This window comes from Bradyrhizobium sp. USDA 327, assembly GCF_041262065.1.
Taxonomy (GTDB): Bacteria; Pseudomonadota; Alphaproteobacteria; order Rhizobiales; family Xanthobacteraceae; genus Bradyrhizobium; species Bradyrhizobium liaoningense.
In genome coordinates, this window is sequence record NZ_JBGCCW010000001.1 from 3,689,662 (window position 1) to 3,714,591 (window position 24,930).

At 65.5% G+C, this 24,930-nt stretch carries 19 protein-coding genes and 1 pseudogene; 8 read left to right on the forward strand and 12 right to left on the reverse strand.

The features are described from left to right. The first annotated feature begins 83 nt into the window (after positions 1-83). Both ABIA42_RS17005 and ABIA42_RS17010 read left to right on the forward strand, forming a co-directional pair. Positions 84-890: a polysaccharide deacetylase family protein gene (locus tag ABIA42_RS17005; protein ID WP_370123053.1), complete on the forward strand. Its 807-nt coding sequence runs from the start codon at positions 84-86 to the stop codon at positions 888-890. A gap of 160 nt (positions 891-1,050) precedes the next feature. After that, positions 1,051-2,391 (forward strand): polysaccharide deacetylase family protein, encoded by a 1,341-nt coding sequence (locus ABIA42_RS17010; RefSeq protein WP_370123051.1) that lies wholly within the window; start codon positions 1,051-1,053, stop codon positions 2,389-2,391. 4 nt (positions 2,392-2,395) lie between these two features. Here the strand turns inward: ABIA42_RS17010 and ABIA42_RS17015 are convergent, their stop codons facing one another. Then, positions 2,396-2,770 (reverse strand): hypothetical protein, encoded by a 375-nt coding sequence (locus ABIA42_RS17015; protein ID WP_239624072.1) that lies wholly within the window; start codon positions 2,768-2,770, stop codon positions 2,396-2,398. 277 nt (positions 2,771-3,047) lie between these two features. Here ABIA42_RS17015 and ABIA42_RS17020 point away from each other — a divergent pair, with 277 nt between their 5' ends. Then, the gene (locus ABIA42_RS17020) at positions 3,048-3,305 is read left to right on the forward strand and encodes a hypothetical protein (protein WP_193374346.1); all 258 of its coding nucleotides are present in this window, start codon (positions 3,048-3,050) and stop codon (positions 3,303-3,305) included. 36 nt (positions 3,306-3,341) lie between these two features. Here ABIA42_RS17020 and ABIA42_RS17025 read toward each other — a convergent pair whose 3' ends face one another. Beyond that, complete coding sequence (locus ABIA42_RS17025; protein WP_370123046.1) at positions 3,342-4,607, reverse strand: ABC transporter substrate-binding protein; 1,266 nt, start codon at positions 4,605-4,607, stop codon at positions 3,342-3,344. Between the two features lie 56 nt (positions 4,608-4,663). Continuing rightward, positions 4,664-5,350 carry a DJ-1/PfpI family protein gene (locus tag ABIA42_RS17030; RefSeq protein WP_370123043.1) on the reverse strand — a complete coding sequence of 229 codons (687 nt, stop codon included), beginning with the start codon at positions 5,348-5,350 and terminating at the stop codon, positions 4,664-4,666. Between the two features lie 92 nt (positions 5,351-5,442). On the opposite strand from ABIA42_RS17030, the gene ABIA42_RS17035 reads away from it, so the two are divergent. Continuing rightward, positions 5,443-6,381, forward strand: a complete 939-nt coding sequence (locus tag ABIA42_RS17035) for a GlxA family transcriptional regulator (protein ID WP_370123040.1) — start codon at positions 5,443-5,445, stop codon at positions 6,379-6,381. A gap of 24 nt (positions 6,382-6,405) precedes the next feature. Here the strand turns inward: ABIA42_RS17035 and ABIA42_RS17040 are convergent, their stop codons facing one another. From ABIA42_RS17040 to ABIA42_RS17060, 5 genes and pseudogenes are all read right to left on the reverse strand, one after another. Then, positions 6,406-6,594 carry a hypothetical protein gene (locus ABIA42_RS17040; RefSeq protein ID WP_271529495.1) on the reverse strand — a complete coding sequence of 63 codons (189 nt, stop codon included), beginning with the start codon at positions 6,592-6,594 and terminating at the stop codon, positions 6,406-6,408. A 90-nt stretch (positions 6,595-6,684) separates the two neighbouring features. After that, positions 6,685-7,581 (reverse strand): NAD(P)/FAD-dependent oxidoreductase, encoded by an 897-nt coding sequence (locus ABIA42_RS17045; protein WP_271529496.1) that lies wholly within the window; start codon positions 7,579-7,581, stop codon positions 6,685-6,687. Further along, the gene (locus tag ABIA42_RS17050; protein WP_370123035.1) at positions 7,578-8,654 is read right to left on the reverse strand and encodes a flavodoxin family protein; all 1,077 of its coding nucleotides are present in this window, start codon (positions 8,652-8,654) and stop codon (positions 7,578-7,580) included. Before ABIA42_RS17050 ends, ABIA42_RS17045 begins: the two co-directional genes overlap by 4 nt. Before the next feature lie 62 nt (positions 8,655-8,716). Then, positions 8,717-8,917 carry a hypothetical protein gene (locus ABIA42_RS17055; RefSeq protein WP_271529498.1) on the reverse strand — a complete coding sequence of 67 codons (201 nt, stop codon included), beginning with the start codon at positions 8,915-8,917 and terminating at the stop codon, positions 8,717-8,719. Continuing rightward, positions 8,917-9,125 (reverse strand): annotated as a pseudogene (locus tag ABIA42_RS17060) (hypothetical protein). Before ABIA42_RS17060 ends, ABIA42_RS17055 begins: the two are co-directional and overlap by 1 nt. Before the next feature lie 277 nt (positions 9,126-9,402). Between ABIA42_RS17060 and ABIA42_RS17065 the strand changes: the two are divergent. Next, positions 9,403-9,687, forward strand: a complete 285-nt coding sequence (locus tag ABIA42_RS17065) for a hypothetical protein (protein ID WP_057197072.1) — start codon at positions 9,403-9,405, stop codon at positions 9,685-9,687. A gap of 162 nt (positions 9,688-9,849) precedes the next feature. Here ABIA42_RS17065 and ABIA42_RS17070 read toward each other — a convergent pair whose 3' ends face one another. Both ABIA42_RS17070 and ABIA42_RS17075 read right to left on the reverse strand, forming a co-directional pair. Next, the gene (locus ABIA42_RS17070; RefSeq protein WP_370124066.1) at positions 9,850-10,047 is read right to left on the reverse strand and encodes a hypothetical protein; all 198 of its coding nucleotides are present in this window, start codon (positions 10,045-10,047) and stop codon (positions 9,850-9,852) included. Positions 10,048-10,321: 274 nt separating this feature from the next. Continuing rightward, entirely contained in the window at positions 10,322-11,104 is a 783-nt protein-coding gene (locus ABIA42_RS17075) for an SDR family NAD(P)-dependent oxidoreductase (protein ID WP_370123030.1), read from the reverse strand. A 152-nt stretch (positions 11,105-11,256) separates the two neighbouring features. Between ABIA42_RS17075 and ABIA42_RS17080 the strand changes: the two genes are divergently transcribed. Together ABIA42_RS17080 and ABIA42_RS17085 are read left to right on the forward strand one after the other, a co-directional pair. Then, complete coding sequence (locus tag ABIA42_RS17080; protein ID WP_370143796.1) at positions 11,257-12,432, forward strand: zinc-dependent alcohol dehydrogenase; 1,176 nt, start codon at positions 11,257-11,259, stop codon at positions 12,430-12,432. A gap of 12 nt (positions 12,433-12,444) precedes the next feature. Next, a complete protein-coding gene (locus ABIA42_RS17085) occupies positions 12,445-13,014 on the forward strand; it encodes a hypothetical protein (protein WP_370123024.1) in 570 nt (189 codons plus the stop codon). Positions 13,015-13,156: 142 nt separating this feature from the next. Here ABIA42_RS17085 and ABIA42_RS17090 read toward each other — a convergent pair whose 3' ends face one another. Together ABIA42_RS17090 and ABIA42_RS17095 are read right to left on the reverse strand one after the other, a co-directional pair. Further along, on the reverse strand, positions 13,157-13,765 hold the full coding sequence (locus ABIA42_RS17090; protein WP_271529503.1) for a cysteine hydrolase family protein: 609 nt from the start codon (positions 13,763-13,765) through the stop codon (positions 13,157-13,159). 568 nt (positions 13,766-14,333) lie between these two features. After that, a complete protein-coding gene (locus ABIA42_RS17095) occupies positions 14,334-22,655 on the reverse strand; it encodes an ExeM/NucH family extracellular endonuclease (RefSeq protein WP_370123021.1) in 8,322 nt (2,773 codons plus the stop codon). 486 nt (positions 22,656-23,141) lie between these two features. Here ABIA42_RS17095 and ABIA42_RS17100 point away from each other — a divergent pair, with 486 nt between their 5' ends. Further along, positions 23,142-24,920: a type I secretion system permease/ATPase gene (locus ABIA42_RS17100; protein ID WP_370123018.1), complete on the forward strand. Its 1,779-nt coding sequence runs from the start codon at positions 23,142-23,144 to the stop codon at positions 24,918-24,920. The last annotated feature ends 10 nt before the right edge of the window (positions 24,921-24,930 follow it).

Below are 24,930 nucleotides of genomic sequence, written 5' to 3' on the forward strand. Positions count from 1 at the left end.
GGCGCGCCTCGCCGGTTGACAGGTTGGAACCAGTGGTCTGAGCTGATGGTTCAGGCAATACCCACAAGGCAACTCTGAGCGCAATGACAAAGATGCTTCGACTGAAATGGACATCGATGACGGCGGGCGCGGTCATCGCTTCTATCATCGGCATCGCCTCGGCCGATGCCGCCGAGTGCCCGCGCAAGGACGCGCTCGGCACCTCGCGCATCCTGAGCGTTGACGCGAAGACGTATCCACGCGTCGGCCTGAAGAGCTTTCCCCAGACGCTGCCGCTGGCGGATCACGAGGTCGTGCTGACCTTCGACGACGGCCCGTTCCCGCCGACGACGTCGAAGGTGCTGGCAGCGCTGGCGCAGGAGTGCGTGCGCGCGACCTTCTTCCTGATCGGCCAGCACGCCGCCGAGTATCCCGACATGGTCAAGCGCATCGCCCGCGAGGGCCACACCGTCGGCCACCATACCTGGTCGCACCCGTTCATGGCGCATATCCCGTTCGACAAGTCGAAGGCCGACATCGATCGCGGTATCGCTGCCGACGAGATGGCGCTGCACGGCAGCTCGACGACGATACCCTCGACGCCGTTCTTCCGCTTTCCCTATTTCGAGTCGACGCAAGCACAGCTCGACCTGCTCCAGTCGCGCGGCATCGTCGTGTTCGGGGCCGACCTATGGGCCAGCGACTGGGAGGAGATCACGCCGGAGCAGGAATTGAAACTCGTCACCGACCGCCTGGCGGCGAGCGGCAAGGGCATCATCCTCTTCCACGACAACAAGGTGCGCACGGCCGCAATGATGCCGGCCTTTCTGCGGTATCTGAGGGAGAACGGCTATCGGGTGGTCCACGTCGTACCGGCGGGCACGCCGCAGAAGAGCGCCGATGCGCATTGATGCCGGAATGTCACGCCAGCGCAAAATGGGGTGATCCCGGCCCAATTAACACTCTGTTCATGCTACCTCCTGCAAAGATGGTTGGGTATTGCGCCTGAACCATTCCGGGGCGTCTCCGACCTACCAAGGCGGCAATCACGCACGAGGGCAGACGAGGTTCATGATCGGAATTAGCGTTGTTTTGCGGACGCGATCGTGGATCGTCCTCTGTCTGGGAATGCTGACTGTCGGCACACCGGCGGCCTTAGCAGCCGACTGTCCCGGCCACCCGGACGCCCTCGGCACCTCCCGCACCCTCGTGGTCGATCCGCGCGAGCATCCGCTGATCGGCACTATGCAATACCGCGAGACGTTGCCGCTGAAGGACCATGAGGTCGTCCTGACCTTCGACGACGGTCCGCTGCCGAAATATTCCAACCAGGTGCTCCAGATCCTCGCCGACGAGTGCATCAAGGCGACCTTCTTCATCATCGGCAGCCAGGCCAAGGCCAATCCGGAAGGCGTGCGCAAGCTGGTCGCGGCGGGCCATACCGTCGGCACGCACAGCATGGACCATCCGCTGACCTTCGATCGGATGCCGATCGAAAAGGCCGAGGCCGAGATCAACGGCGGAATCGCGTGGACGTCGGCCGCGATGACCGATCAGTCCCAGCTCGCCCCGTTTTTCCGCATTCCCGGCCTGATGCGCGCCGAGGGCGTCGAGAACTATCTGATCTCGCGCGGCATCCAGGTCTGGAGCGCCGATTTCCCCGCCGACGACTGGCGGCACGTGTCGTCCGACCGCGTCTACCAGCTCGCGATCCAGCGGCTGGAGGCCAAGGGCAAGGGTATCCTGCTGCTGCACGACATCCAGGCCCGCACGGTGGCGGCGCTGCCCAAGATCATCCGCGACCTCAAGGCGCGCGGCTATCGCATCGTGCATGTGGTGCCCGCGACCGCCGAGCGCCCGGCGACGCCGACCACGACGGTGGAATGGCTGCTGCATCCGCCGACCGAGACGACGCCGATCGCGCGCTGGCCGCGCGTGCCCAATTTCGTGTTCACGCAGACCCGGACGCTGCCGGCGCCCGCTCTTGCCGACCTCAATGCGCAGGCCGAGCATCAGCCGCTGCTGCCGCTCCGGACCATGGCGCAGGCCAATGTCGCGGCCACCCTGCCCGTGCCCGGCCGCGCGCTCTTTGCGATCCCCGAAGGCTCGGTCGAGGTGCTGCTGTCGACGACCCTGTCGCGGCGTGCCGCGACGCGGCTGGCGATGGCGGCCGAGGCAACTCGTGCGGCCAAGGACAAGGCCGCACATGCCAAAGCAGCAAAGGGCAAGGCGGCCAAGCTGCAGGGACGGCGCACGGCGCATGCGGCGGCGGCGGCACCGGAACATGCCGAGCAGCCCAGGGGCACGACAGCCCGGGGCACGACAGCCACGGGCACTGCACCCAAGGGCCCGGCATCCAGGAGCGCCACCACCCGCCCGACCCGCGTCGCCAGCCTGAAGAAGCGCGCCTGAGCCCTCACTGCCGCATGATCGCGGCGACGCAGAGCAGCACGATCAGCGCCAGGAAGAACAGGTCCATATAGGACTTGAGCTCGCCATCGCGCCGCAGCCGCGCCACGTCGGCGACGACCTGCCTGCGCGCCGAGGCTCCGCCTGAACCGTCACTGATCGAAGCCTGCAGGCGCTTGGTCTCGGCCTCCAGCTTCTCGATCTTCTGAAAGAAGTAGAACGCACGCAGCGTCGAGGCGGCGCGCATGCCGGCATAGACCAGCACCAGGATCGCCAGGATCGCCCGGTTCGGATACTTCTCCATGAAGTTCAGGCTGAAATAGACCACCGCCATGAACGCGAAATTGGTGAGGAAGCGGTAGACGAAGCTAAGAAAGGCCATGCTGGCTCGAACCTTTGCGGGGGCGCAACTCGATCGTGTTGCGAAATTTCGGGATGGGGACCCGGACCGGAACTGCCGGCCTGGATGCGGCAGCGGCCCGTCTACGCCAAGTTTGTTTCAACAAAGATACTATCGCCCCGAAACTTGCCGCCTTTTAGCCAGACGCGGCCACAACACAGGCCGGAATATGGCCGATCGGACTGCCCGCGACGGCTCAATGGCGATTTGGCCGAAGTCGCGGTAAACTGCCGGCCGCCGCCATATGTGGGGTCTGCCGATGCCGAAGAAGGGAATCACGGGCCACGACGAGTGGGTTCTGACCGAGGCGCTCGCAACCGCCCTGGTCGCGCTGGAGCAGCTCGCACCGAAGCACCAGCCGAACGCGCATATGGACGACATCCGAAAGCTGCTCGCGAACGGCAAGGAGCCGGCGGCGGTGAGCCTGCACCTCGCCCAGGCCAAATGCCGCCTGTTTCCCGAGATCGACCCGCTGGAGATCTACCGGGAATACGGCATCGGCGAGGAGTATGGCTGAAGGGGCGCGCTTAAGGGGCGCAAGGCCGGCGCGGCGCTAGTTCTGCGAGGTCTTCAGCAGCGGGCATTCACTCTGGCTCAACGGGAGATAGGCTTCCTCGGCAGGTATTCTCTCGACAACGTCGTAGTAGTCCCAGGGCGTCTTCACGTCCGAAGGCTTCCTGACTTCGACGAGATAGAAATCGTGCACCAGTTTGTTGTCAGCGCGCAGCCGCGCGCCAGGCGCATAGAAGTCGTCTACGGGCATTGACCGAATCTGCTCCAGGACAGCATTAGTTTCATCCGTCCCTGCAGCAGCCGCAGCCCTCAGGTACTGCAGGACGGCCGAATAGACGGCGGCTTGCGGCGCGGTCGGCATGGCGTTGTGAAGCTTGTAGAACCTCTGGGCGAACGCCCGCGTCGCCTCGTTGAGCGCCCAGTACCAGGCGGTAACCGTCGTCAATCCCTTGGCCGTATCGGCGCCCATGGCGTGCACATCGGTCAGGAACATGAGCTCGGCGACGGCCTTCTGAGACCCGGCATTCATTCCGAATTCATTCCATTGCTTCATCGAGGTCACGAGCTGTTCGCCAGCATTGGCGAACGCGACCACTTTGGCCTTCGAGGCCTGGGCCTGGAGCAGGAAAGAGCTGTAGTCGGCATTTCCCAGCGGATGAAAGACCGCGCCGAGCGACTTGGCACCAGTCGCCGCTAGCACGCGCTGAGACACTTCGACCATATTGCGCCCGAACGCATAGTCGGACGCGATGAAGAACCAGCTGTCGTATCCTTGCGACACCAGCTTTCGGACCGAGCCGGCGACAAGATTGTAATTGTCGTGCAACCACATCAGACCGGTGCGCGAACATTGCTTGCCGCCGATCTCGGTGGTCCCGACCGCCGAGTAGATGACGATCCTGTTCTTGTCGCGCGCGATCGACTGGATGGCGAGCGCGACCGCCGAGTTTCCGACGTCGGCCACCATGTCGACGCCATCCACGTCGAACCATTTGCGGACGATCTGGGCGCCGATATCCGGCTTGTTCTGATGGTCGGCGACGACAATGTCGACCTTCAGGCCCGGCGCGTCTTTCTGGAAATCCTGGACCGCCATCTTCGCGGCGACGACGGAGCCAGGTCCGGCAAGGTCGGACAATGGTCCCGCCTGGTCGTTGATGATGCCGATCCGGACAACGTCACCGGAAAAATCGGCGGCCAGGCTCCGTTCGGCGAATGCGACCGGACCCAGCGTCAGGATGACGCCGAAGACCGACCGGCAAAGTCGGATGTGCCATGACTGCAACGCCCCTACGTGATCCACCATCTTCCCCTCCACTCTGGCACCGCGACGACTGTCGGCGATTGCCTCGAAACGCCGCGCTATCCCTCCTGATGAATGGCTCTCCTGACGAACTCCAGACGCTTCGCCTGCGCGGGCGCGACCCGCTCCTTCATCGCAGCAACGATCGCAGCCGGTGCGGTATCTGGCGAACCGGCCCGGAAAGGCGGTTCGGGATTGTACTCCATGCGCAGCTGGATCATTTCCGCAGCCGCGCGGCCTCTCAACATCGAAACCAGCGTGAGCGCGAAGTCGATTCCGGCGGTGATGCCGCCGCCCGTCATGCGATTGCGATCGATGCAGACCCTCTCGCGCGACACCTCGGCTCCGAAGAGCGGCAATGCATCGGTCGCCGTCCAGTGCGTGGCCGCGCGATATCCTTTCAGGAGGCCGGCCGCACCGAGAACGAGCGAACCCGTGCAGACCGAAGTCAGGTATTTCGCGCCCCGCGCCTGCGCTTTCAGAAACGCAAGCACCTCCTCGTCCAGCATCAGCTCGTCGGTGCCATAGCCACCCGGGACGCAGATCACGTCGAGTTGCGGGCAATCGGCGAAGGTGATGGTCGGCGTCAGCGCAATCACGGAATCGCTCGGCACGGGCTCGATGCGTTTCCAGATCAGATGCACCGTCACGTCAGGCAGGCTGGAGAAGACCTGGGCCGGGCCGGTGAGATCGAGCTGGGTAACGCGGGGAAAAACCAGAAGACCGATCTGCAACGGACCCGACATATCCAACCTCGACATCGCGCTTGACGGTGGCAGCCTGCCATGTTGGCCTTGGGGGCGGAAACGGCGTAATTCCCTCATTTTTGGACGCGTTCATGATCGGCTTCCTGATCTTTCCCGAATTCCAATTGCTGGATGCCGCCGGCCCGATATCGGTGTTCGAGATCGCAAGACGCCACACGCCGCATGCGCCGCGTGTGATAACGGTTGCCACGAAGGCCGGCGCCGTGCGCAGTTCGTCGGGCACCGAGATGCTCGCGCGCAACTTGCGATCGGCAAGCTCAGTCACGACGCTTTTCGTGGCAGGTGGCGAAGGCGTCGAGGACGCGGCGCGCTGCAAGACGACGATCGCATTCATTCAGAGATTGGCGCGCCGCGGCGTGCGTCTGGCCAGCGTCTGCTCGGGGGCCTATTTGCTCGCCGAGGCGGGAGTTCTGGACGGTCGTTGCGCGACCACGCATTGGTCCTGCACCCGTGACTTCATCGGACGCTACCCGAAGGTCCGGCTCGAGCCGGACCAGATCTTCACCCGCGATGGCGGCGTGTGGACATCGGCCGGAATCACCGCAGGAATTGATCTGGCGCTCGCCATGATCGCCGAGGACCACGGTGAAGAGATTTCGCAAGCGACCGCTCGGCAGCTGGTGCTGTACCATCGCCGCAGCGGCGGACAATCGCAGTTCTCGACCTTGCTCGAACTGAAGACGCCGAACGGGCGCTTCGGCAACCTTCTTTCATGGGTGCGCGAGAATCTGGATGCGCCTCTCACGGTCGAGGCACTTGCCGAGCGCGCAGGCCTGAGTTCACGGCATTTCGTCCGCTCCTTCATCGCCGAAACCGGATCCACGCCAACGAAGGCCGTCGAGCGCTTGCGGGTCGAGGTGGCACGGGAGCGCGTGCAGTCCTCCGGAGAAGCGATCGAGCGCGTCGCTCAAGCCACCGGCTTTCGCGACCCCGAGCGGATGCGCAGAGCCTTCATCCGCGCATTCGGTCAGCCGCCGAAGTCCCTGCGGCGTTCCGCCCGAACTGCATGAGAGCTGCAGTTGACCGGCGCTAGTCTAAGGCCCGCCGGCAACCGATCCTGCGATCACCATGACCAGCGCACCAAGGTCGATCTTGCCATTGACGGTCAGCTCCTCCGAGCCCTTCGCGTCTCCCGCGCCCTGGACCTTCAGCGCTTGCGGCCGGTCGGCGGCTTGGCGCTTCAACTCGTCGATGATGGCTTCCTTGAGCTTCTCTTCCAGCATGGACATCTCCTCAGGCCACCGATGCAATCCTCGGCGCATTCGCCGCAGATTTCTCCGGTCGATCGCGAGGCTCACCGCCAGCGGCCCCGGTCAGGCCAGTCGCGGCGGCAGGCTGTTGTGGATCGTGCAGGCGGCAATTGCGGCGTGGCCGAACGCGACCGAGATCTGGTGCAGGTCGGTGACGACGTCGCCGATGCCGTAGAGCCCACCGATCGACGTGCGCTGACGGTCGTCGACCTTCAAATAGCCCTCCCCGGTATGTTCGGCGCCAAGCGACACCGCGAGCTGCGAGCGCACCTCCGCACCCATCGCGGGATAGACCATGTCGAACTGCGCCGTGCGGCCATCGGCGAATACGGCTTCGACGCCCTCGCCTCTCCGCCGCAAACGCAGATCGGGCGCGAACAGGACCTCCACATCCGCCTCGGCCAATCGTGACGTTGCCGCCTGATCGTCATCCCCCTCCGTTGCGAGCAGCGTGACGTCGCGCGAATAGCCCCGCAGGAACAGCGCCTTGCCTGCGGCACGCGCGAGCGGGCCGATGACGCCGATGCGGCGGCCGGTCGCCTCGAAGGCGTCGCAGACGGGGCAGTAGCGCAACAGCCCATCCGCAACGGCGGCGCGCCATTCGTCGAACGGCGGATGGGTATCGACGATGCCGCAGGCGAGAATGACGGCGGCGGCCGCATGCGTGCGGCCATTCCAGCTCGCCAGAAAGCCCTGATCGTGTCGCTGCAGGGCGGTGACCTCGGCGTCCACGCGCGTGACGGCGAGCTCGTCCAGCTGGGCCGACATCCGTTTGATCAGTTCAGTGCCGGACAGCCCGTGGACGAAACCCGGGACATTGTGGCTGCGCGGGATCAGCGCCGCCCGGCTGGCGCCGGCGTCCACGACGCAGACATTGCGATGAAACCGCGCCAGATAGATCGCGGCCATCAGCCCGGCCGGGCCGCCGCCGACGATCAGGCAATCGAGCGGCGGTGTCATTTCGGGTTCGGGTCCGCAAGACCGGTACCGGGCTCCTCGAGGCGGCCGCTCCTTGCAAGCCGGACCGCGTTGCCCAGCGCACGCGCCGCATTCTGCACCTTCTGCTGGAATTCCCTGTCCTCATCGAGATCGCGATGCGAGGTGGCGTACGGCTCCATGTAGCCGACATAGCCGTCGAGCTCGGCGAAGCGCCCCGCCGAGATCAGCTGCATGTCGGTCAGCCAGTCGGACAGGGCCCGGCGCACGCCCTCGGCGCCGACCGCATCGCCGTGAACGACGACGCCGAAATGACGGCCGGCGAGATGGCGCGGATAGGGCCAGCCCTTCAGCTCCATCGCCTTGGCTTCGGTGGCGTTCTTGCCGTGGGTCGAGGTCGGATCGGGATTGCCGCCGTCGGCGCAGACCATGCGGTCCATCATCGCCTTGAGCCCGGCGGGCACCTGATACCAGTGCACCGGCGTCACGATCAGGATGCCGTGGGCGGCAACCCAGAGCGGATAGATCTCGTTCATCCAGTCGCCGGTCTGGCCCAGTGAATGGTTCGGATAGCAGCTGCACGGCCAGTGGCAGAGCGGCATGGCGGTGCCGACGCAGGACTTGCAGGGATGAATGGTCTTGCCGAACTCCGAGGCGAGGCGCGACAGATCGAGGATGTCGACGGCATATCCCATCTCGATAAAGACGGGCTCGGCCAGCTTGACCAGCCGCCAGGTCTTGGACATCTCGCCGGGACAGGTGTGTTCGCTGCGCACCGAGCCGTTGATGACGAGAATGCGCGGCATCTCGTCCGCATCGTCGTGGCGCCGCTGCGCTTCCAGGATCTTTGCGCGCGCATCGAGCCAGTCGAGGGCAAGATCGTAGTCGGGGTCGGAGAAGCCTGCACCCGCCTTCTGCATCAACGGCGCCTTGCGCGAATGGCTATAGGCGTCCCAGGCCGCAGCAGTGATGGCATCGCGCTCACGTTGCAGCGGGGCAAAGGCAGGGTCGACGAACTGCTCCTTGTAACGCCGCTCGAACTCCTCGCGCGACAGCTTGACGGGCGGCATTCCCTTGCGAACGTCGGCTTCCGTCATGCTGGCTCCTGGCAAAGTCGGTCATCGACCAACCCGCCGCGCAGCGCGCGGTTCCCACAGCTCTACTGCCGAGCAGCCTCCCGCGGCAGATCGAATTTCGCGATCCGCCGGTCGAGCCGCCACAGTTCGATGCGGTGGGCCAGCACGAGCGCGGCCGCTTCGCGCTTGGCCTGCTCGTCATCGTCGCAGACCAGATTGATGCATCCGAACACGTGGCCGTCCGGATCGATCTGAAACGCGCGGTAATGCTTGATGCTCCCCATTACGACTGTCCTCGTCTTGGCGAGACAGGTGCGCTCAACCACTCTGTCAGGTTCGAGGTCACCTCGTTCTGCTTGGCGCGTCGCAGCAGCATCTCGCGTTCCCGGCCGGGTGGCAGGCTGCGCGCGCGCTCGCGGCTGCTTTCGGCGAAGGCGGCAACCGCTCCTGGAGCGATTGGGTCTGTTTCCTGCGGTTACGTTTGGCGGTCATGGTTTTTCACGTTGGATCTGGATGGAAGAAAGCTGGCCCCGACGGGAGGTTGGGCGCCGGGGCCCAAGCCGCTCGTCAGTCAAGTCGCTGCCGGTTGGGGCGGCCCGGTTCCGGAAGCGAATTTGTAGCTTCCGCCGCAACTCGCGGTTCCGGCATTTCAATAAGTTAACGCCACGCAATTTTGCGCGGCAGACGGGCGCGCGGCCTTCGTCGCCGCACTGCGCCGGAACCGAAATGCCGATTCGCATGTTCAAGTACGACTTGAAGGAGGATCATCATGGCAAAAGCAGCATGGAAACGGCCGGGCTCGCCGATTGGCCGCAAGGGACCGCGCAAGGCCAATCCCGCGTATAAGCGCCGCGCGCGCCAGCCCTGGACGCCGGCGGACGTGAGCAAGCTGAAGCAGCTCGCGAAAGGCAACACGCCAACCGGCGTGATGAGCATCAAGCTTCAGCGGCCGGTCGCTGCCATCCGCAGCAAGGCGCAACGCGAAGGGATTTCGCTGAGGCCCGTCAACCGCTCGCCCTACAACCGGCGAACCAAAGCGGCGAAGCGGCGTTGATTTCCCGCACCGCCGGGTGACAACCGGACGCAACGGGGAACGATGGACGTGGTGCTCATTTTTCCGGTTTCTGCCCACGACACCAGCGCATCGGTACGCGCCGACATCTGACCCGTTCCCGGCGCGTGCAGCCTGACCAGCTGCACGCTGCAGCGGCGGTCCCTAACTGGGCGGCTGCAAGCCCGGCGATCGCAGCCATTCGCTCATCTGAGATCCCGTCTCGGCCTGGCGCGCCTTGCGCAGCATCTCGTCGCGCGCCGCGCCCGGCGGGAGCGATTTGGCCTCTTCGCGCAGCCGCTCCGCTTCGGCAGCCAGCCGCGCCTCCAAGGTATCCTCATGCTTGACCCGACGCCGCATCATCGTCATGGCGTATCCCTGTCAGTCAGTGGAGCGCGCCGTTGCGTTCACATGTTGATGATGCCAGGCAAAATCGCGCTGGCGTGCGTCCAACGTTCCTGACGCGGAACGGTTGCTCGGCTCGCCGAAAAACTTCCGCCCCGCGCAACGTAAGTTACTCAAAAGACGTCACTTGCCCAGAAGCGCTCTGCGGCCGCATGAGGCTATTTGAATCGGCGATCTCCGTTGTCCGTCCGCAAGACGGCTCGCGCCGCGCCGCGAGATTGCGCCGGCGCCGCTACGACCGCGCGGTGCCCGGCTCTGCCATCTTGCGGTGCTGCTTGGCCAGCGTCTCGTTCGGCGTGACGTTGGCGACCGTCGTCTGGATCTTGTTCTTCAGCCCGGTGACGATGTCGGACTCCCCGCGCAGCATTGCGTCGAACCCGGCCTTGGCGACGTCGTAGGCGCCGTCCTTCTTCTCGGTGCCGACCTTGGTGTCCATCATGCCGGCACGGCGGAAGAACTCGGTCTCGGTCGCACCCGGCATCAGGCAGGTGACGGTGACGCCGCTGTCGCGCAGCTCCTCGCGCAGTGCAAACGAGAATGAATCCAGGAACGCCTTGCTGGCGTTGTAGGCAGCCTGGAAACTGCCCGGCATGAACCCCGCGATCGAGCCGGTGATCAGGATCCGGCCCGCATTGCGGCGAAGCATCTCGTTGCCGACGCGGTGGATCAGATACAGCGTGCCGGTGATGTTGGTATCGATGAGGCGTCTCACCCTGTCGAAGTCCTGGTCGAGGAAGGCCCTGCCGAGACCGATGCCGGCATTGGCCAGCAGCGCATCGATCGGGCGGTCGGCGACGGCGGCACAGAGCTTGTCGACCCCCTCGGTGGTGGCGAGGTCGGCCTCGACCGGCTCCACGCTGCTGCCGAGCCGGCGCAGATCGACGGCTACCCTTTCGATCTGGGGCTCGTCCGCCGCGATGACGAGGTTGAAACCTGCCTGGGCGCAGCACCTGGCGAGTTCCAGGCCGATACCGGTGGAGGCGCCTGTGACGACGGCGAGTTGATTGGCGGGCATGCGCACATCCTTGGAATTGAGGTGATGACGCTCAATCGCTGCCCTGCTCCCTCGTTCCTATTTGCGCAGCGCGAAGAATTTGCGCGGGGCGGTAGCAACCATCGTTCATTCCTGGACTTAGATGGCACGTGGTTCAACCGGGAGGACGGAAGATGAAGGCGCTGGTCTGGCACGGCAAGGAGGACATCCGGTGCGACACCGTCACCGATCCGGAGATCCAGGATCCGCGCGACGCCATCATCAAGGTCACGAGCTGCGCCATCTGCGGCTCCGACCTTCATCTCTTCCACAATTTCATTCCCGGCATGCTGCCCGGCGACATCATGGGCCACGAGACCATGGGCGAAGTGGTCGAGGTCGGCTTGGGCGTCGACGGCAAGCTGAAGAAGGGCGACCGCATCGTCGTGCCGTTCACGATCATTTGCGGCGAATGCGATCAGTGCAAGCGCGGCAATTTTTCGGTGTGCGAGACCACCAACCGCAAGCGTCATCTGGCCGACAAGGCCTTCGGACACACGACGGCTGGCCTGTTCGGCTATACGCATCTGACCGGCGGCTATCCCGGCGGCCAGGCTGAGTATCTGCGCGTGCCCTTTGCCGACGCCACCCACATCAAGGTGCCCGCCGGTATCCCCGACGAGCAATTGCTATTCCTCAGCGACATCTTCCCGACCGGCTGGCAGGCCGCCGTGCAATGCGACATCGAGCCGACCGATACGGTCGCGATCTGGGGCTGTGGCCCGGTCGGGCAGATGGCGATCCGCAGCGCCATCCTGCTCGGCGCCAACCAGGTGATCGCGATCGACTGCCTGCCCGAGCGGCTCAGCATGGCCGAGGCCGGCGGCGCCACCACGATCAATTTCGAGACCGAGAGCGTGGTGGAGCGGCTGAACGAGCTCACCGACGGCAAGGGCCCCGAAAAGTGCATCGACTGCGCCGGCATGGAGGCTCACGTGATGGCGTCCCAGCCCGACACAGTGCTCGATCGCGCCAAGCAGATGGTGATGCTGGAAAGCGACCGGCCGCACGTGCTGCGCGAGATGATCTATGTCTGCCGGCCCGGCGGCATCATCTCCGTCGCCGGCGTCTATAACGGCCTCTCCGACAAGATGCCGATGGGCGCCTTCATGAACAAGGGGCTGACGATGCGGACCGGCCAGACCCACGTCAACCGCTGGACCGACGACCTGCTCCGCCGCATCGAAGAGGGCGAGATCGATCCGTCGTTCGTTATCACCCACACCGTGCCGCTCAGCCAGGGCCCCGAGATGTACCAGGTGTTCCGCGACAAGCGCGATTCCTGCGTCAAGGTCGTGCTGAAGCCCTGAGGAGCAAGACCAATGTTTCATTTCTCCAATATCGTACGCACCAAGGGCGACCCGAAGATCGTCGAAGGCGGACCGAGCCTGAAGCAGCCCGCGGACCAGCTCGCGCGCGCACTCGGCTGGTTCAGCATCGGTCTTGGCGTCGTCGAATTCCTTGCGCCAAGGCGCGTCACGCGCACGCTCGGCATGGAAGGCCATGAGACGCTGGTCCGCGCCTTCGGGGTGCGCGAGATCCTGGCCGGGATCATGTCGCTCTCGGTGGACAAGAACGCCGGCCTGTGGGCCCGCGTCGGCGGCGATGGCCTCGATGCCGCCGCGCTGCTCTCAGGGCTGACACCGGACAACCCCAAGAAGGGCAACATCGCGCTCGCACTGCTGATGGTCGGCGGCATCGCCATGCTCGACTACCGCGCCGCGCAGGACACCAAGCCACGACGCCCGCCGCGCGACGCACGGCGCAAGCTCTATCCGAACCGCAGCGGTTTCCCCAAGGGCATCGAGAGCGCCCGAACTGCCGCAAGGCAGATTGCAGCGCACGCTGGGCACAACGAGGTGAAGCAAGGCGATGAGCGCCGGGTCCCGTGACGAAACGGCTCCGGGGCAACGAGGGCGTGATCATCGCGCTTGAGCCTCGGTGATGGCCGAGGCCGCCGTCGCTTGACCCATCACAAAGGGCACCGGGTGCGCATTGCCTTCGCGATTGTCGGATCGTATCCCGCTTCGCTTCCTACTCCCGCCAGAATTCGGCCAGCTCTTCCGCTGTCACCAGGTCGACCTGGCCGTGAAAGCGGGTGCGATACATCGTCATGAGCGCATCGTGCCCGACGTCCGACGAGCTGCACAGCGCGTCCTCGACGATGACGACCCTGAAGCCGAGATCGACGGCGCTCAGGACCGTCGAAAGCACGCAGACGTCCGTCTCTGCGCCTGATATCACGACGGTACCGATCTTCTTTTCGACCAGCAGGCTCGCGAGACCGGGATTGCTGAAAGCCGAATAGGCCGGCTTGTCGATGACGGCCGCCGGCGGAACGAAGCGGTTCAAGGACGGCACAAGCTCGAGGGCGGACTGCGGCAGATGCCTGCGGGTCGCCTGGTGCCAGCGGCGAAAATAGCTCTGCCACTGCCCCGGACGATCCTCCGGATCCTGCGGGGCGATGAAGCGCGTGAACATCGTTCTCGCCGGATTGCGCGAGACGACCGAAACGATCGTCGGCAGGACACGCTCCATCCAGGGCGTCGCCCAAAGGCCGCCGGGAGCGAAGATGTTCTGCATGTCGATGCACAAGTGAACGGCGTTCCCGATGTCGGCGACATCCGACGTGCTGTCCCTCATCGTCATCCACCCCTGACCATGTGCCTCATCCAGCATTCGCGATGCCGAAATCGGCGCCTCTCCGCCGTCGACGATTTCGGGAGGGACGTCCTTGAACAGGCGGCGGGCGCATCATAGTTCCCGACCTTCGCCTTCTGCCGCATGACTCTTCCCTTCGATTGCGGGCCCCGCACCCAAAACCCGAGATGCCACCGCAAGTTCCTAAGCGCCCGGAGCCTTGCGCCGGCTCGCGCGTCATGACTGGACGCAGGACGGCATCCATGCACGGCTCTCAACCTGACGATCGCGCATCACCGCCCACGGCCACGGCAGGATGCCAAGACTAACCTCGAGCGTTGCCGTGCAAACACATGGCCGATCCGACCCGATCGCTGACGCAACACGCGGACGACACCTTCGAGCTCACGGACACTGTTCTGAGTGGACGCGCGGTTGGACGGCCGGAATTTTGGCAATCTGAATTTAGACGACAATCCTCTCCTGCCCCAGCGGCGACGTGTCGGGACGCTTGTCGCGAAGGACCACGGAACGCTCTTGCGTTCCGTGGTCCGGTTCGATCCGCAATGGATCAGACGAAGCGGAAGTCGTCTGCCGCGAGCGAGGCCATCTGCAGATTAGCCAGCGTCACGGTGTTGTCGGCATCGAGCGTCAAGACGACGTTGTTGCCGACCTGCGTGGTGTGCGACATCACTTCGGCGAAGTTGGAGAACAGGCTGCTTGAGAATTGCAGCACGTCGGCCGAGGCACCGGTGGTGGCGAAGTCGGTGACGGTGTCCTTGCCGAAGCCGGCGGCGAACATGAACACGTCGGCACCCGAGCCGCCGGACAGGATGTCGTTGCCGGCATCGCCCGCGAGGATATCGGCACCCGAGCCACCCTTGATGGTGTCGTTGCCGGCACCACCATTCAGCATGTCGTTCTCGGAGCCGCCATCGATGGTGTCGTCGCCGTCGCCGCCGGAGATGGCGTCGACACCCGAACCGCCCTTCAACGTGTCCTTGCCGACGCCACCCTCGATCACGTCGTTGCCGGAGCCACCGTCGACGCTGTCGTCGCCGTCGCCGCCGCGCAGCGTGTCATTGCCGGCACCACCGGCGATGACGTCGTTGCCGGCTCCGCCATCGAACATATCGGCGCCGTTGCCGCCTGTAAGATGGTCTGCACCGGCGCCGAGCACGAAGCCCTCGATGCCGCTGAAGTGGTCGGTGCCGATGCCTGCGCCGGTCGCGATGCCGGACACCAGGCTGATCGTGACCGCACCGGTGGCGTCGGACAGATCCAACAGATCCTGACCGCAGCCGCCGTCGATGGTGTCGTCACCAGCACCGCCTCGGAGTACGTCGTCGCCGAAGCCACCGAGCAGCACGTCGTTACCGGCGCCGCCGATCAGCAGGTCGTCGCCGAGGCCGCCGTTCAGGGTGTTGGCTCCGGCCGAGCCGATCAGCGTGTCGCCGAACGCCGTGCCTACCGCGTTCTCGATCCCGGCGAGGTGGTCGGCGCCCGGGAGATAGCCCGGATAGGAGGCCAGCCCGGAGTCGAGGTCGATCGTCAGCTTGAACAGGATTTGACTGTAATCGATGGTGTCGACGCCGTCGCCGCCGTCGTAACGATCCAGACCATTGCCGCCGATGAAGGTGTCGTCGCCGGCGCCGCCGAACACCAGATCGTTGCCGAGGCCGCCGACGATCGTATCGCTGCCGCCGGTTCCGATGCGCAGCTTCCAGGTGCCGTCGGCGAAGCCGAGTTCCTCGATGTTGCCGAGCGTGTCGGTGCCGTCGGTGCCGACCTGATCAGCGATGTTGATCGAGCCGTCGGCATTGAGCGTCATCGCGTATCCGGCAATCGCGCCGGAGAAGGTCGCGGTGTCGGTCCCGGCGCCGCCGTCGATGATGTCGTCACCGGCTGCGCCGTTGATCAGGTCGCCGCCGTCATTGCCGTACAACGTGTCGTTGTCGGCACCGCCATCGACCTGGTCATTGCCGGCACCGGCGTAGATGTAGTCGTTGCCCGCGCCGCCGAACAGGACGTCATCGCCGCCATAAGTGTAGTCCATGGCGATGGTGTCGCTGCCATCGCCACCATCGATGACGAAGCCGCCCGCAGATGTCGAGAGCGCGACGTCGTCGCCGACGCCGAGCAGGATCGTGCCGGTCACAGTGGCGCCGACGTAGAGGTTGACCTGGTCGTTGCCGGCGCCCATGTCGATCGCCGAACCGCCCGTCGCAACGATCGACCCCGAGTTGTTCAGGGTGTCGCGGCCGCCGCCCATCGAGATGCCACCGACGATCCGGCCGGTGCTGTTGTTGCCGACGAAGTCCTCGTAGTCGCCGACGAGGTTGATCGCCTCGTTGCCGCGGAGGTCGAACCGGGCAGCGTCCGCCGGCGAAACCCCTTCCGGTCCGTGGCCGTCGCCCTGGATCAGACCGTCATTGACGATGGTCGTCGCCCCCAATGCGTTGCTGTTGCTGGAGTTGTCGACCTGGATCGCCCGGCCGTAGCCGTAGATCTCGCCGGTGGCGCTGTTGACGATCTCGCCGCCGCCGATCGCGATCGCTTCAAACACGTTCGGTTCGCCGTCGTGATAGCCCTCGGCACCGAGGCCGGCAATTCGGCCATAGTTCAGCACCTGCACCAAGCCGTCAACGTCGATGGCGTCGCCATCGGAGTCGGCCAGCTCGGCGGAGCGACCTTCCATCACCCCATGGTTGGTGATGAAGGCCTTCTGCGCGAGCGACCCGTCGGTGTCCAAGTTCACGGCGGACCCGTTGCGGCCGATCATCGTGCCGCTGTTGATGACGGTGACTGCATTGTCACCGGTGACGGCATGACGCGAAGCTTCCATCCAGCCGCCGGCATAGTTGTTGACCTTGCCGCCGGTGTCGCTCTGGAAGTCGATCAGGTCGCCTCCGCCCACGAACGTCGGATCCGTCGTGATCGTCCCCCAGTTGTTGACGACGCCGTCGGTGCCCGGGCGGATCACGTCGGTATCGCTGCCATGCTGGCGGATGACGCCCCCGGCAAGGTTGTTGATCACCGCCGACGCGCCGTTGTTGTCGAAGGTACGGAAATCGAGGACGCGGCCGTTCGCTTCGATCACGCCGGCGTTGTTGACGGTGATGGTCGCGTCGGCGTGACCGGCCCGTTCCGGGGTCAGCGCGCCGCGGACGACGCCGCCGGCCTGGTTGTTGAGGGTCACCGAGCCGGTCGCCCCCGCCGTGGTGGTGAGCGCACGGGTCGAACCTGAGATCTCGCCGGCATTGTCGATGACCGCGTTGCCACCGCCCTGCCAGACGATCGCGTTGCCGGACACCGAGAGCGCGCCGCCGGCCTCGATGGCGACGTGGTCGTTGTTGTCCACAACGAGGCTCGAAGCCAGCGTCGCGCCGCCCTGGATCGTCACATTGTCGTACGATTCCGATCCGGCCACCGACCAGGCGCCTGCGGCCACCAGCAGGCTCTCGACATTGAGCGTGGCGATCAGTTCCGCCGTGCCACCGCCGATCAGCTTGACGGTGTCGTTGCCGGCGCCGCCGTCGATCAAACTCGGCGCGGGATCGTCGGTGGAGACGATGATGAGGTCGTCGCCTTCACCGGCTTCAGCAGTGTCGCCCGCGCCAGCCACCAGCTCGTCGTTGCCGTCGCCACCTTGCAGGGTGTCGTAGCCTTCGCCGCCGACCAGGACGTCGTCGCCTTCGCCGCCGGTCAGGGTGTCGTCACCGTCGCCGCCCGCCAGCCGGTCGTCGTCAGCGCCACCGTCGAGCGTGTCATCGCCTGCACCGCCAAGCAGCGTGTCGTCGCCGTCACCGCCGGACAGGGTATCATCGCCTTCCCCGCCATCGAGCTGGTCGTCGCCACCCAGCCCGGCGAGGACGTCGTCGCCCCCGAGACCGTTGAGGACGTCGTCACCGAGCGCGCCGGTGAGTTCGTTGTCACCGTCGTCGCCGACCAGCACCAGCGCGTCGGTTTCGAGCACCGTGTCTTGACGATAGTCGAGGTTCTGGATGCGCTCGTCGTGCGCCCGGTCGGTGTCGGCGACGTCGTAGGGCGTGTCGGAGTAGTTCGCCGCCATGTATTCGGCGAAGGCATCCTGCTCGGTGCCTTCGGCGGCGAAGTTCGCCCCCTGCCCCGCATCCGGAACCAGGTCCGGCGACAGATTGACGACGTTGGCAAAGGCGGGATTGGCCGCGATGAAGCTCGCGAACGGATAGCCGTCGCCGCCGGTGAGCAGGAAGCTCAAGGTCACGACCCGGATCGCCATCTCCGGATCGACCACCAGTTCGCCGTTCGCGACCAGCGCCAGCACCGGATTGCCGTTGTCATCGATCAGCGCTGCCGACTGCACGCGGTTGCCGGCCGGCAAATCCTTGTCGAACGAGAACGCGATGCCGCCGACCTGGGCGAACTGGCCGGGCGTCGCGGTCGCGGTGGTCGCCGCCACCGCGTGCTCGAGCACCTCGAGCAGCTGATCCGCGGTCACCGTGACCATCGACAGCGCGTTGTTGAAGCGCAGCGAGTTGGCGATATCGAGCTGCGACACCTCGCCCGCTTCCTTGCCGACGCTGGTGTTCGCCAGCGGCGGGCTCTCCACCGCTTCGCCGCCGACCGCATAGACGTAGCCGATCGAGTCGCGGATGCCGCCGCCGTTCTTAATCGAAACCAGCACGGTCGGGTCGACCTTCTGGGCGTACCACAGGTTCGCATCGGCGGAGAGGTCGCCGAGGTTGGTCTCCTCGGTGCGAGCCTCGCTGCGACGGCCCTCGAGATAGACGTCCGTCTTGCCGAAAGTGTTGCCGTCCTGCACGTCGATGATGCCACCCACCGCCTGTGCGATGTCGTTGACCAGATCGCCGCGGCCGCCGTCGGCAAACGGATCGGCGTCGTCGGCATCTACGTCGCCGTCATCGTCGACATCGACCGTGGTGTTGCCGTCGTACAGCGAGGCGACCACCTCTTCCGTGCTGGCGTAGGCGCCGTTGACCGCCGTGTTGGCGGTGTAGATCACGTTGCCTTCAGCATCGAAATCGACCACCAGTCGTCCGACATAGGAGTACTCGCCGGAGGTGTTGACGATCAGCGTGGTTTTGCCGTCGGCGTTCGCGGTGACGATCGGATAGGTGTCGGCAGCGGTGTCGCCGGCACGGAGCGCGTCGGTCTCGTCCGCCAGCAGCGTGTGCGAGCCGCCGGCGACGATGACGTCGACGCCGTGCAGCAGGGGCGCCAGCGCTTTTTCGAGCGCGAGCTGCTGCAGATGGCTGACCAGGATGATCTTGTTGATGCCCTGCGCCAGCAGACCGTCGATAGTCGGCTGCAGGATTGCCGCCAGTGCCGCCATGTCATCGACATTGTCGCCGATCACTTCGACGCCGCCGGTCGAGGAGATGCTCTGCACGATCTGCGTGGTCGCGCCGATCACGCCGATCTTTTCGCCGTTCTCCTCGATGACCGTGGCTGGCGCGATCTTCTTGCCGATACCGGCCTCCGGCGGGAAGCCGGTGTAGGCGTCGGCATCCTGGATCGTGCCGGTGTAGACCGAGGCGAGATTGGCATCGGCCGAGAAGTCCAGATTGGCTGCGAGGTACGGGAACTGCGCGCCGGGATAGCCGGCGGTCTGCTTGATGATGTCGGCGAACGCCTTGGTGCCGGCGTCGAATTCGTGATTGCCGATCGCCGAGGCCTGCACGCCGATGATGTTCAGCATCGCCATGTCGGCGGTGCCGAAGCCGGGCGAGATATTCAGCGTCCCGGCAGCGAGGCCGTAGTAGGTCTCCAGCGCGGTTTCGTAGACCTCCTTCAGCGAGCCGTCGCTGCCGGCGCTGAAGAACGGGCTGGGAATGAAATTGTCGCCCGACGACAGCGTGATGGAGTTGTCGTAGGTCTCCTCGAGATAGTCGACGATCGCCGCGAAGTTGCCGGCGCGATCGACTGCGTTCAGGCCCGCCTCGAAGTCCGATGCATGGAGGATTTGCAGCGTGTAAGCGGGGGTCGGCTCCTGCTCTCCGAGATTGAGGCCTACGATCACCGGATCGTGGTCGGACACCCGGATCGAGGAGTCGCCGTCGAAGATCGAGGTGTCGCGGCCGTAGTCGGTGTTGTAGTCGAGCGCGTCGGCCTCGTCGGCGTTGATGTGCCAGGTGGTCACACCGGACACCTGCGCGCCGAGGCTGGCATTGGCGAACGCATAGTCGAGCGTGCCGGTCTGGCCGTCGAACACATAGGAATAAGCGCCGTCCTCACGGTCCTGCAGATTCTCATAGCCCGCGCCCTCGATGAGCGCGGTCGACTGCTCCTTGGCGTAGCCGTTGAAGTCGCCGAGCAGCATCACGTCCGGATCGCCCGAGCCGGTCGGATCGCTCGCCGCCCACGCGGTCAGCGCGGTGGCGGCCAGCTCGCGCTGGTTCTGCCAGTTGCCCTGGCCGTCACCCTGATCGGAATCGGCGCCGGAGCCGGTACCGCTCTTGGACTTGAGATGGTTGGCGATCGCCGTGAAGGTTTCGCCGGTCGCCAGCTCCTCGAAGGTCACCGCGATCGCGTTGCGGCTGGTGTTCTCGCCGTCGAACACCGCGCCGACCGTGCTCTGCCCGAGCAGGCCGCCAAGGCCGAGGCCGGGCAGGTCCGCGTCGTTGAGGATCTCGATGGTCGTACCGTCGGCGATCTTCACCGCGGTGGTGTCGTAGATGAAGCCGACCGCGATGGCGTCGCCGCCAACGAACTGCTGGCCGGGATCGACCCAGGCATAGGTACCGGCCCCAGCCACGGCATTGAGCTGTTCGACCAGATATTTGATGGCGTTGCCGGACGATGCAGCGGAGAAGTCGTTCTCCAGCTCGGTCAGCGCCAGCACGTCAACGTCCATGTCGAGGATGGTCGCGACCAGCTTCTCGGTCTGACGCGCGAACTCCGCGGCGTTGTCGGCGCCGCGCGGCGCTTCGCCGATCGCGGTGGTGCCGCCATTGTCCAGCGTAGTGAAGTAGTTCAGCACGTTGAAGCTCGCCACCTTCAGGCGGCCGCCGACGTCTTCCGGCGCATCGGTGCGCGGATTGTCGCCGGCTCCGAAGGTGTTGGCGCCATCCTCGACCGAGCGGATCCGCCAGGTCGCCCCCGAGGCGGAGTTGCCGGCCCATTGATAGTCGAGCACGCCAGTCAGGCCGGTGACGGTGTCACCCATCCGGACCGCGTCGGCGGTGCCGTAGTTCGGCGCGGCGGACGGGTTGTCGTTCGGATCGAAGCCGTCGAGGTTGTTGATCGCGGCGTTCTGGACGTTCAGGCCATCGTCATAGGTGATGGTGCGAGCACCGAGCTCGGCCAGATACGCCTGGTAGGCGGCGGCGTCGGGCGCGTTCTCCTGCGTGAACTGTTCGGGCCGTTCGCCCGCCACCAGCTTGATCTCGTTGAACCGGTCGAGATTGTACTGCTCGGTGACGGTCAGGGTCTGCGGAATCGTGACCAGCATGCCTTCATAGGCTTCAAGATCGGGCTGGTAGTCGCCGTCCTGGCTCAGCGTGGTGCCCATCGACGACAGGTCGATCTGCACCGCCATCGTGTCGACGTCGGCCACCGCGCCGGCCTGGACGACCGAAATGTTGCTGGCGGTGAGCTCGGTCAGACCGAAATATTCGCTGATCGAGCCGGTGACGCGGACCCGGTCGCCGATCTGGACGTCGGTGGCGCCGCCGTAGACGAATATCGCCTCGGAGGTCAGCACGTTGCCGTCGGAATCGGTGGTCTCCTCCTGGAGATAGAAGCCGTTGAGATTGCGGTTGGCGTCGGCATCGCCGTTCTGGAAGTCGCCGACCACGATGGCTTCGACGGTCACAGTCTGACCGACCATGGCGCTGCCGGCCCCGCTGCCCTGAATCGCGCTGATCTTGGTAATGCCGACGTCGTCGTTGACGATGGTGCCGGTCGCCGTCGCGGCGCTGCCGATCGTGGTGGTCACGGCCACCGAATTGGAAACGTCCTGCAGCGTCAGTGTGAAGCTCTCGTTCGCCTCATTGTCGATGTCGCCGGCGACGGTAACGGTCACGACCGCGGAGGTCTCTCCCGCCGCGATGCTGCCGCTGAAGCTGACCGGTTTGCCGCCGACGTAGTCCGCCGCATCGGTCTGCGCCGAAGCGATCGTTCCCGAGAACGCGACGTCGCCCGTGGTGCCGCCGCTGCGCTCGACGGTGAACTGATAGACGGTCGGGCCGCTGTTACCTTCGTCATGCGACACCGTGAGCGAATCCGGCGCGAAGGCGACGTGATGAACTTCGATCGACGATTCGGACGAACTGGTGACGCGGATGTCGTCGATGCCGACCCACTCGTCATTGCCGACGGCGTTGGTGGTGAGAATGCGAACCTGGATGTCGTTGCGGCCGTCGACGGCGGCGGGCAGCAGCAGATCGAACGGCGTCACCTGGGTCGCGGCACCGCCGGTGGTGACGTCGGCGGCGTAACCGCTCGGAACGTTGGTCCACGCCCCGCTCGAACCGAGCCGGTACTGCACGTTGATCTGCTGCGCCGAGTCGTCCGTGCTGGCGTCGAGGTCGCGTGCGTTGAAGCTCAGCCGGACATCTTTGCGGCCGGTGGCGTCGAGATGGATCACGAGGCTGGGGGCATCCGCACTGTTTGAGCCGTTCAGCGCCACCGTCGGGTCGGCGATCTGGAATTCGGCCACACCGCCGTTGGTGATGGCGGTGTTGGTCTGGTTGGCGACGACGTCGGCATCTCCTGACGACGATCCGGTAGCCGTACGCGCGTCCACCCCGGTGGCCGAAACGACATCGTTGCCGAGATAGCCGACGATCGATGCGACCCCCGACCAGTCATCGTTGGTCGTGATAAGGCCGGTATTGGACCAGTCCTGCAGGAAATCGCCATTCGCCAGGACATGAGGGGTCGTCGACATGTATCGCCACTCCAGCGCTTGAGATGAAGACGTCGCGGATCACCGCCTCACGGCATGCGTAAGGGCGCGGTCCAGACGGCCGATGGTTAACGGATCGTTAATGCGCGTTTCTAGAACGCCGACGACAACAGATCGGTGACTGCTTCTTAACGGGCCGGTGAAGTCACGACCCGAAAGGTCCTGCGAAGGCCGAGCGAACCAACTACGGCGCGTTCGACCTCTCGGCCGGTAGCAATCGCCAATGACTCATCGCGTTACAGCTTGATCGGCCCGCCGCGACGGGCAGCCACGCCCGGTTTCGATTGCTGGCCGGCGCGGCCCAACATCCGAACAGGCGGCGTTTCGTCGCAGGGTATCGCGGCCTCGTTGCCGCCGGCCCGCGTTTTCGCGCACGCGCCGCTTTGTCATGCGCCTGACGTTGAACCTCGCTAACGAACGCCGACCCCATCCGACCGTGACGTTCGACGTCGTTTTGAATTGAGTAACATGACCGCAACAACGTCCTCCGCGTCGATTCCCGCGTCCGGCGATCTCGCCTCGGCCGCGATCGCCTCCTGCAGAACGGCCTTTCTGACGGTGGGACTGTTCTCGGCGGTGCTCAATCTGCTGATGCTCACCGGCTCGATCTACATGCTGCAGGTGTACGATCGGGTCATTCCATCGCACAGCATTCCGACCTTGATCGCGCTGTCGATCGCGGTGGCGGCGGCGTATGCGATGCAAGGGCTGTTCGACCTGCTGCGTCAGCGCATTCTGACCCGGATCGGATCGGCACTTCACGCCGCGCTGTGGCAACCGGTCGTCTGCAACATCCTGCGCGGGCCGCTACGCGGCGGCGGCGCGAATCGCGGCCTGCAATTGTCACATGATCTGGACTCGGTCCGGTCGTTCCTGTCCGGGCTCGGCCCGACGACCTTGTTCGACTTGCCGTGGATGCCGCTGTATCTCGCCGGCTGCTTTCTCTTGCATCCTTATCTCGGCTGGACGCTGGTCGCGGGCGCGGTGCTGCTGTTCGGGATCGCGCTGCTCACCGAGGTGCTGACGCGGGCGCCGACCCGGGACGCGTCACGTGCCGGCGCAATCCGCGGCGTCCAGCTTGAAGCCGGTCGGCGCAACGCCGAAATCGTGGCCGCGCTGGGGATGGAGCAGCGGTTGATCGACCGGATCGGGGCCGCCAACGACGATCTCGTCGCCGCCCAGCAGCGCAACGCCGATATCGCCGGATCGCTCGGCGGGTTGTCGAAGACGCTGCGCTTCATGCTGCAATCGGCGCTGCTCGGCCTCGGCGCCTATCTGGTGATCGAGGGGCAGGCCAGCGGCGGCGTGATGATCGCCGCGTCGATCATGGGCAGCCGCGCGCTCGCGCCGGTGGAACTGGCGATCTCCATCTGGCGTCCGTTCCTCGGCGCGCGACAGGCGGGCCAACGGCTCCGCGCCGCCCTGCGCGACGGCGACGCCCCGAATCCGGACGTCGCGCCCGAACGCGCCGTCCATCGGCTCACGGTCGAGCAGGTAACGATCGCCGCCCCCGCCGGCACCACCGCGATCGTGCACAACGCGTCGTTCGCACTTGAAGCCGGACAGGCGGTCGGCATCATTGGCCCGTCAGCCGCCGGCAAATCGACGCTGGCGCGGGCGCTGGTCGGGATCTGGCCGATCGCACGCGGCGAGATCCGCCTTGATGGCGCCACCCTCGACCAGTGGCCGGCAGAAATTCGTGGCGGCATGATCGGCTATCTGCCGCAGGACGTCGAATTGTTCGACGGAACGGTGGCGGAGAACATCGCACGCTTCGACCCGGAGATCGACGAGGCGGCGGTGATCGCCGCGGCGAAGGCCGCCGGCGCCTATGAGATGATCCTGAAGCTGCCGAAGGGATTCGAGATGCGGATCGGCGAAGCCGGCGCCACCCTGTCGGGCGGCCAGCGGCAGCGGATCGCGTTGGCGCGCGCGCTCTACAAGGATCCGTTCATGGTGGTGCTCGACGAGCCGAACGCCAGTCTGGATGCCGAAGGCGATGCCGCGCTGACCGACGCCATCCGGCGCGTCCGGGCTCGCGGCGGCATTGCCATCATCATCGCGCATCGACCGGCGGCGCTCGCCGCGGTCGATCTCGTGCTGACGCTGGCGACCGGCCAGGTGCAGGCGTTCGGCCCGAAGGACGAAGTGCTGCGCAAATCGCTCGCCGCTCATCCGGCGCCGGGCGGAGCGGCGCTGCAGGCGGTGCCCGATGCGCGCTCGGTTCCGGCCGCCGCCGCCAGTTGAGGACCTCCAT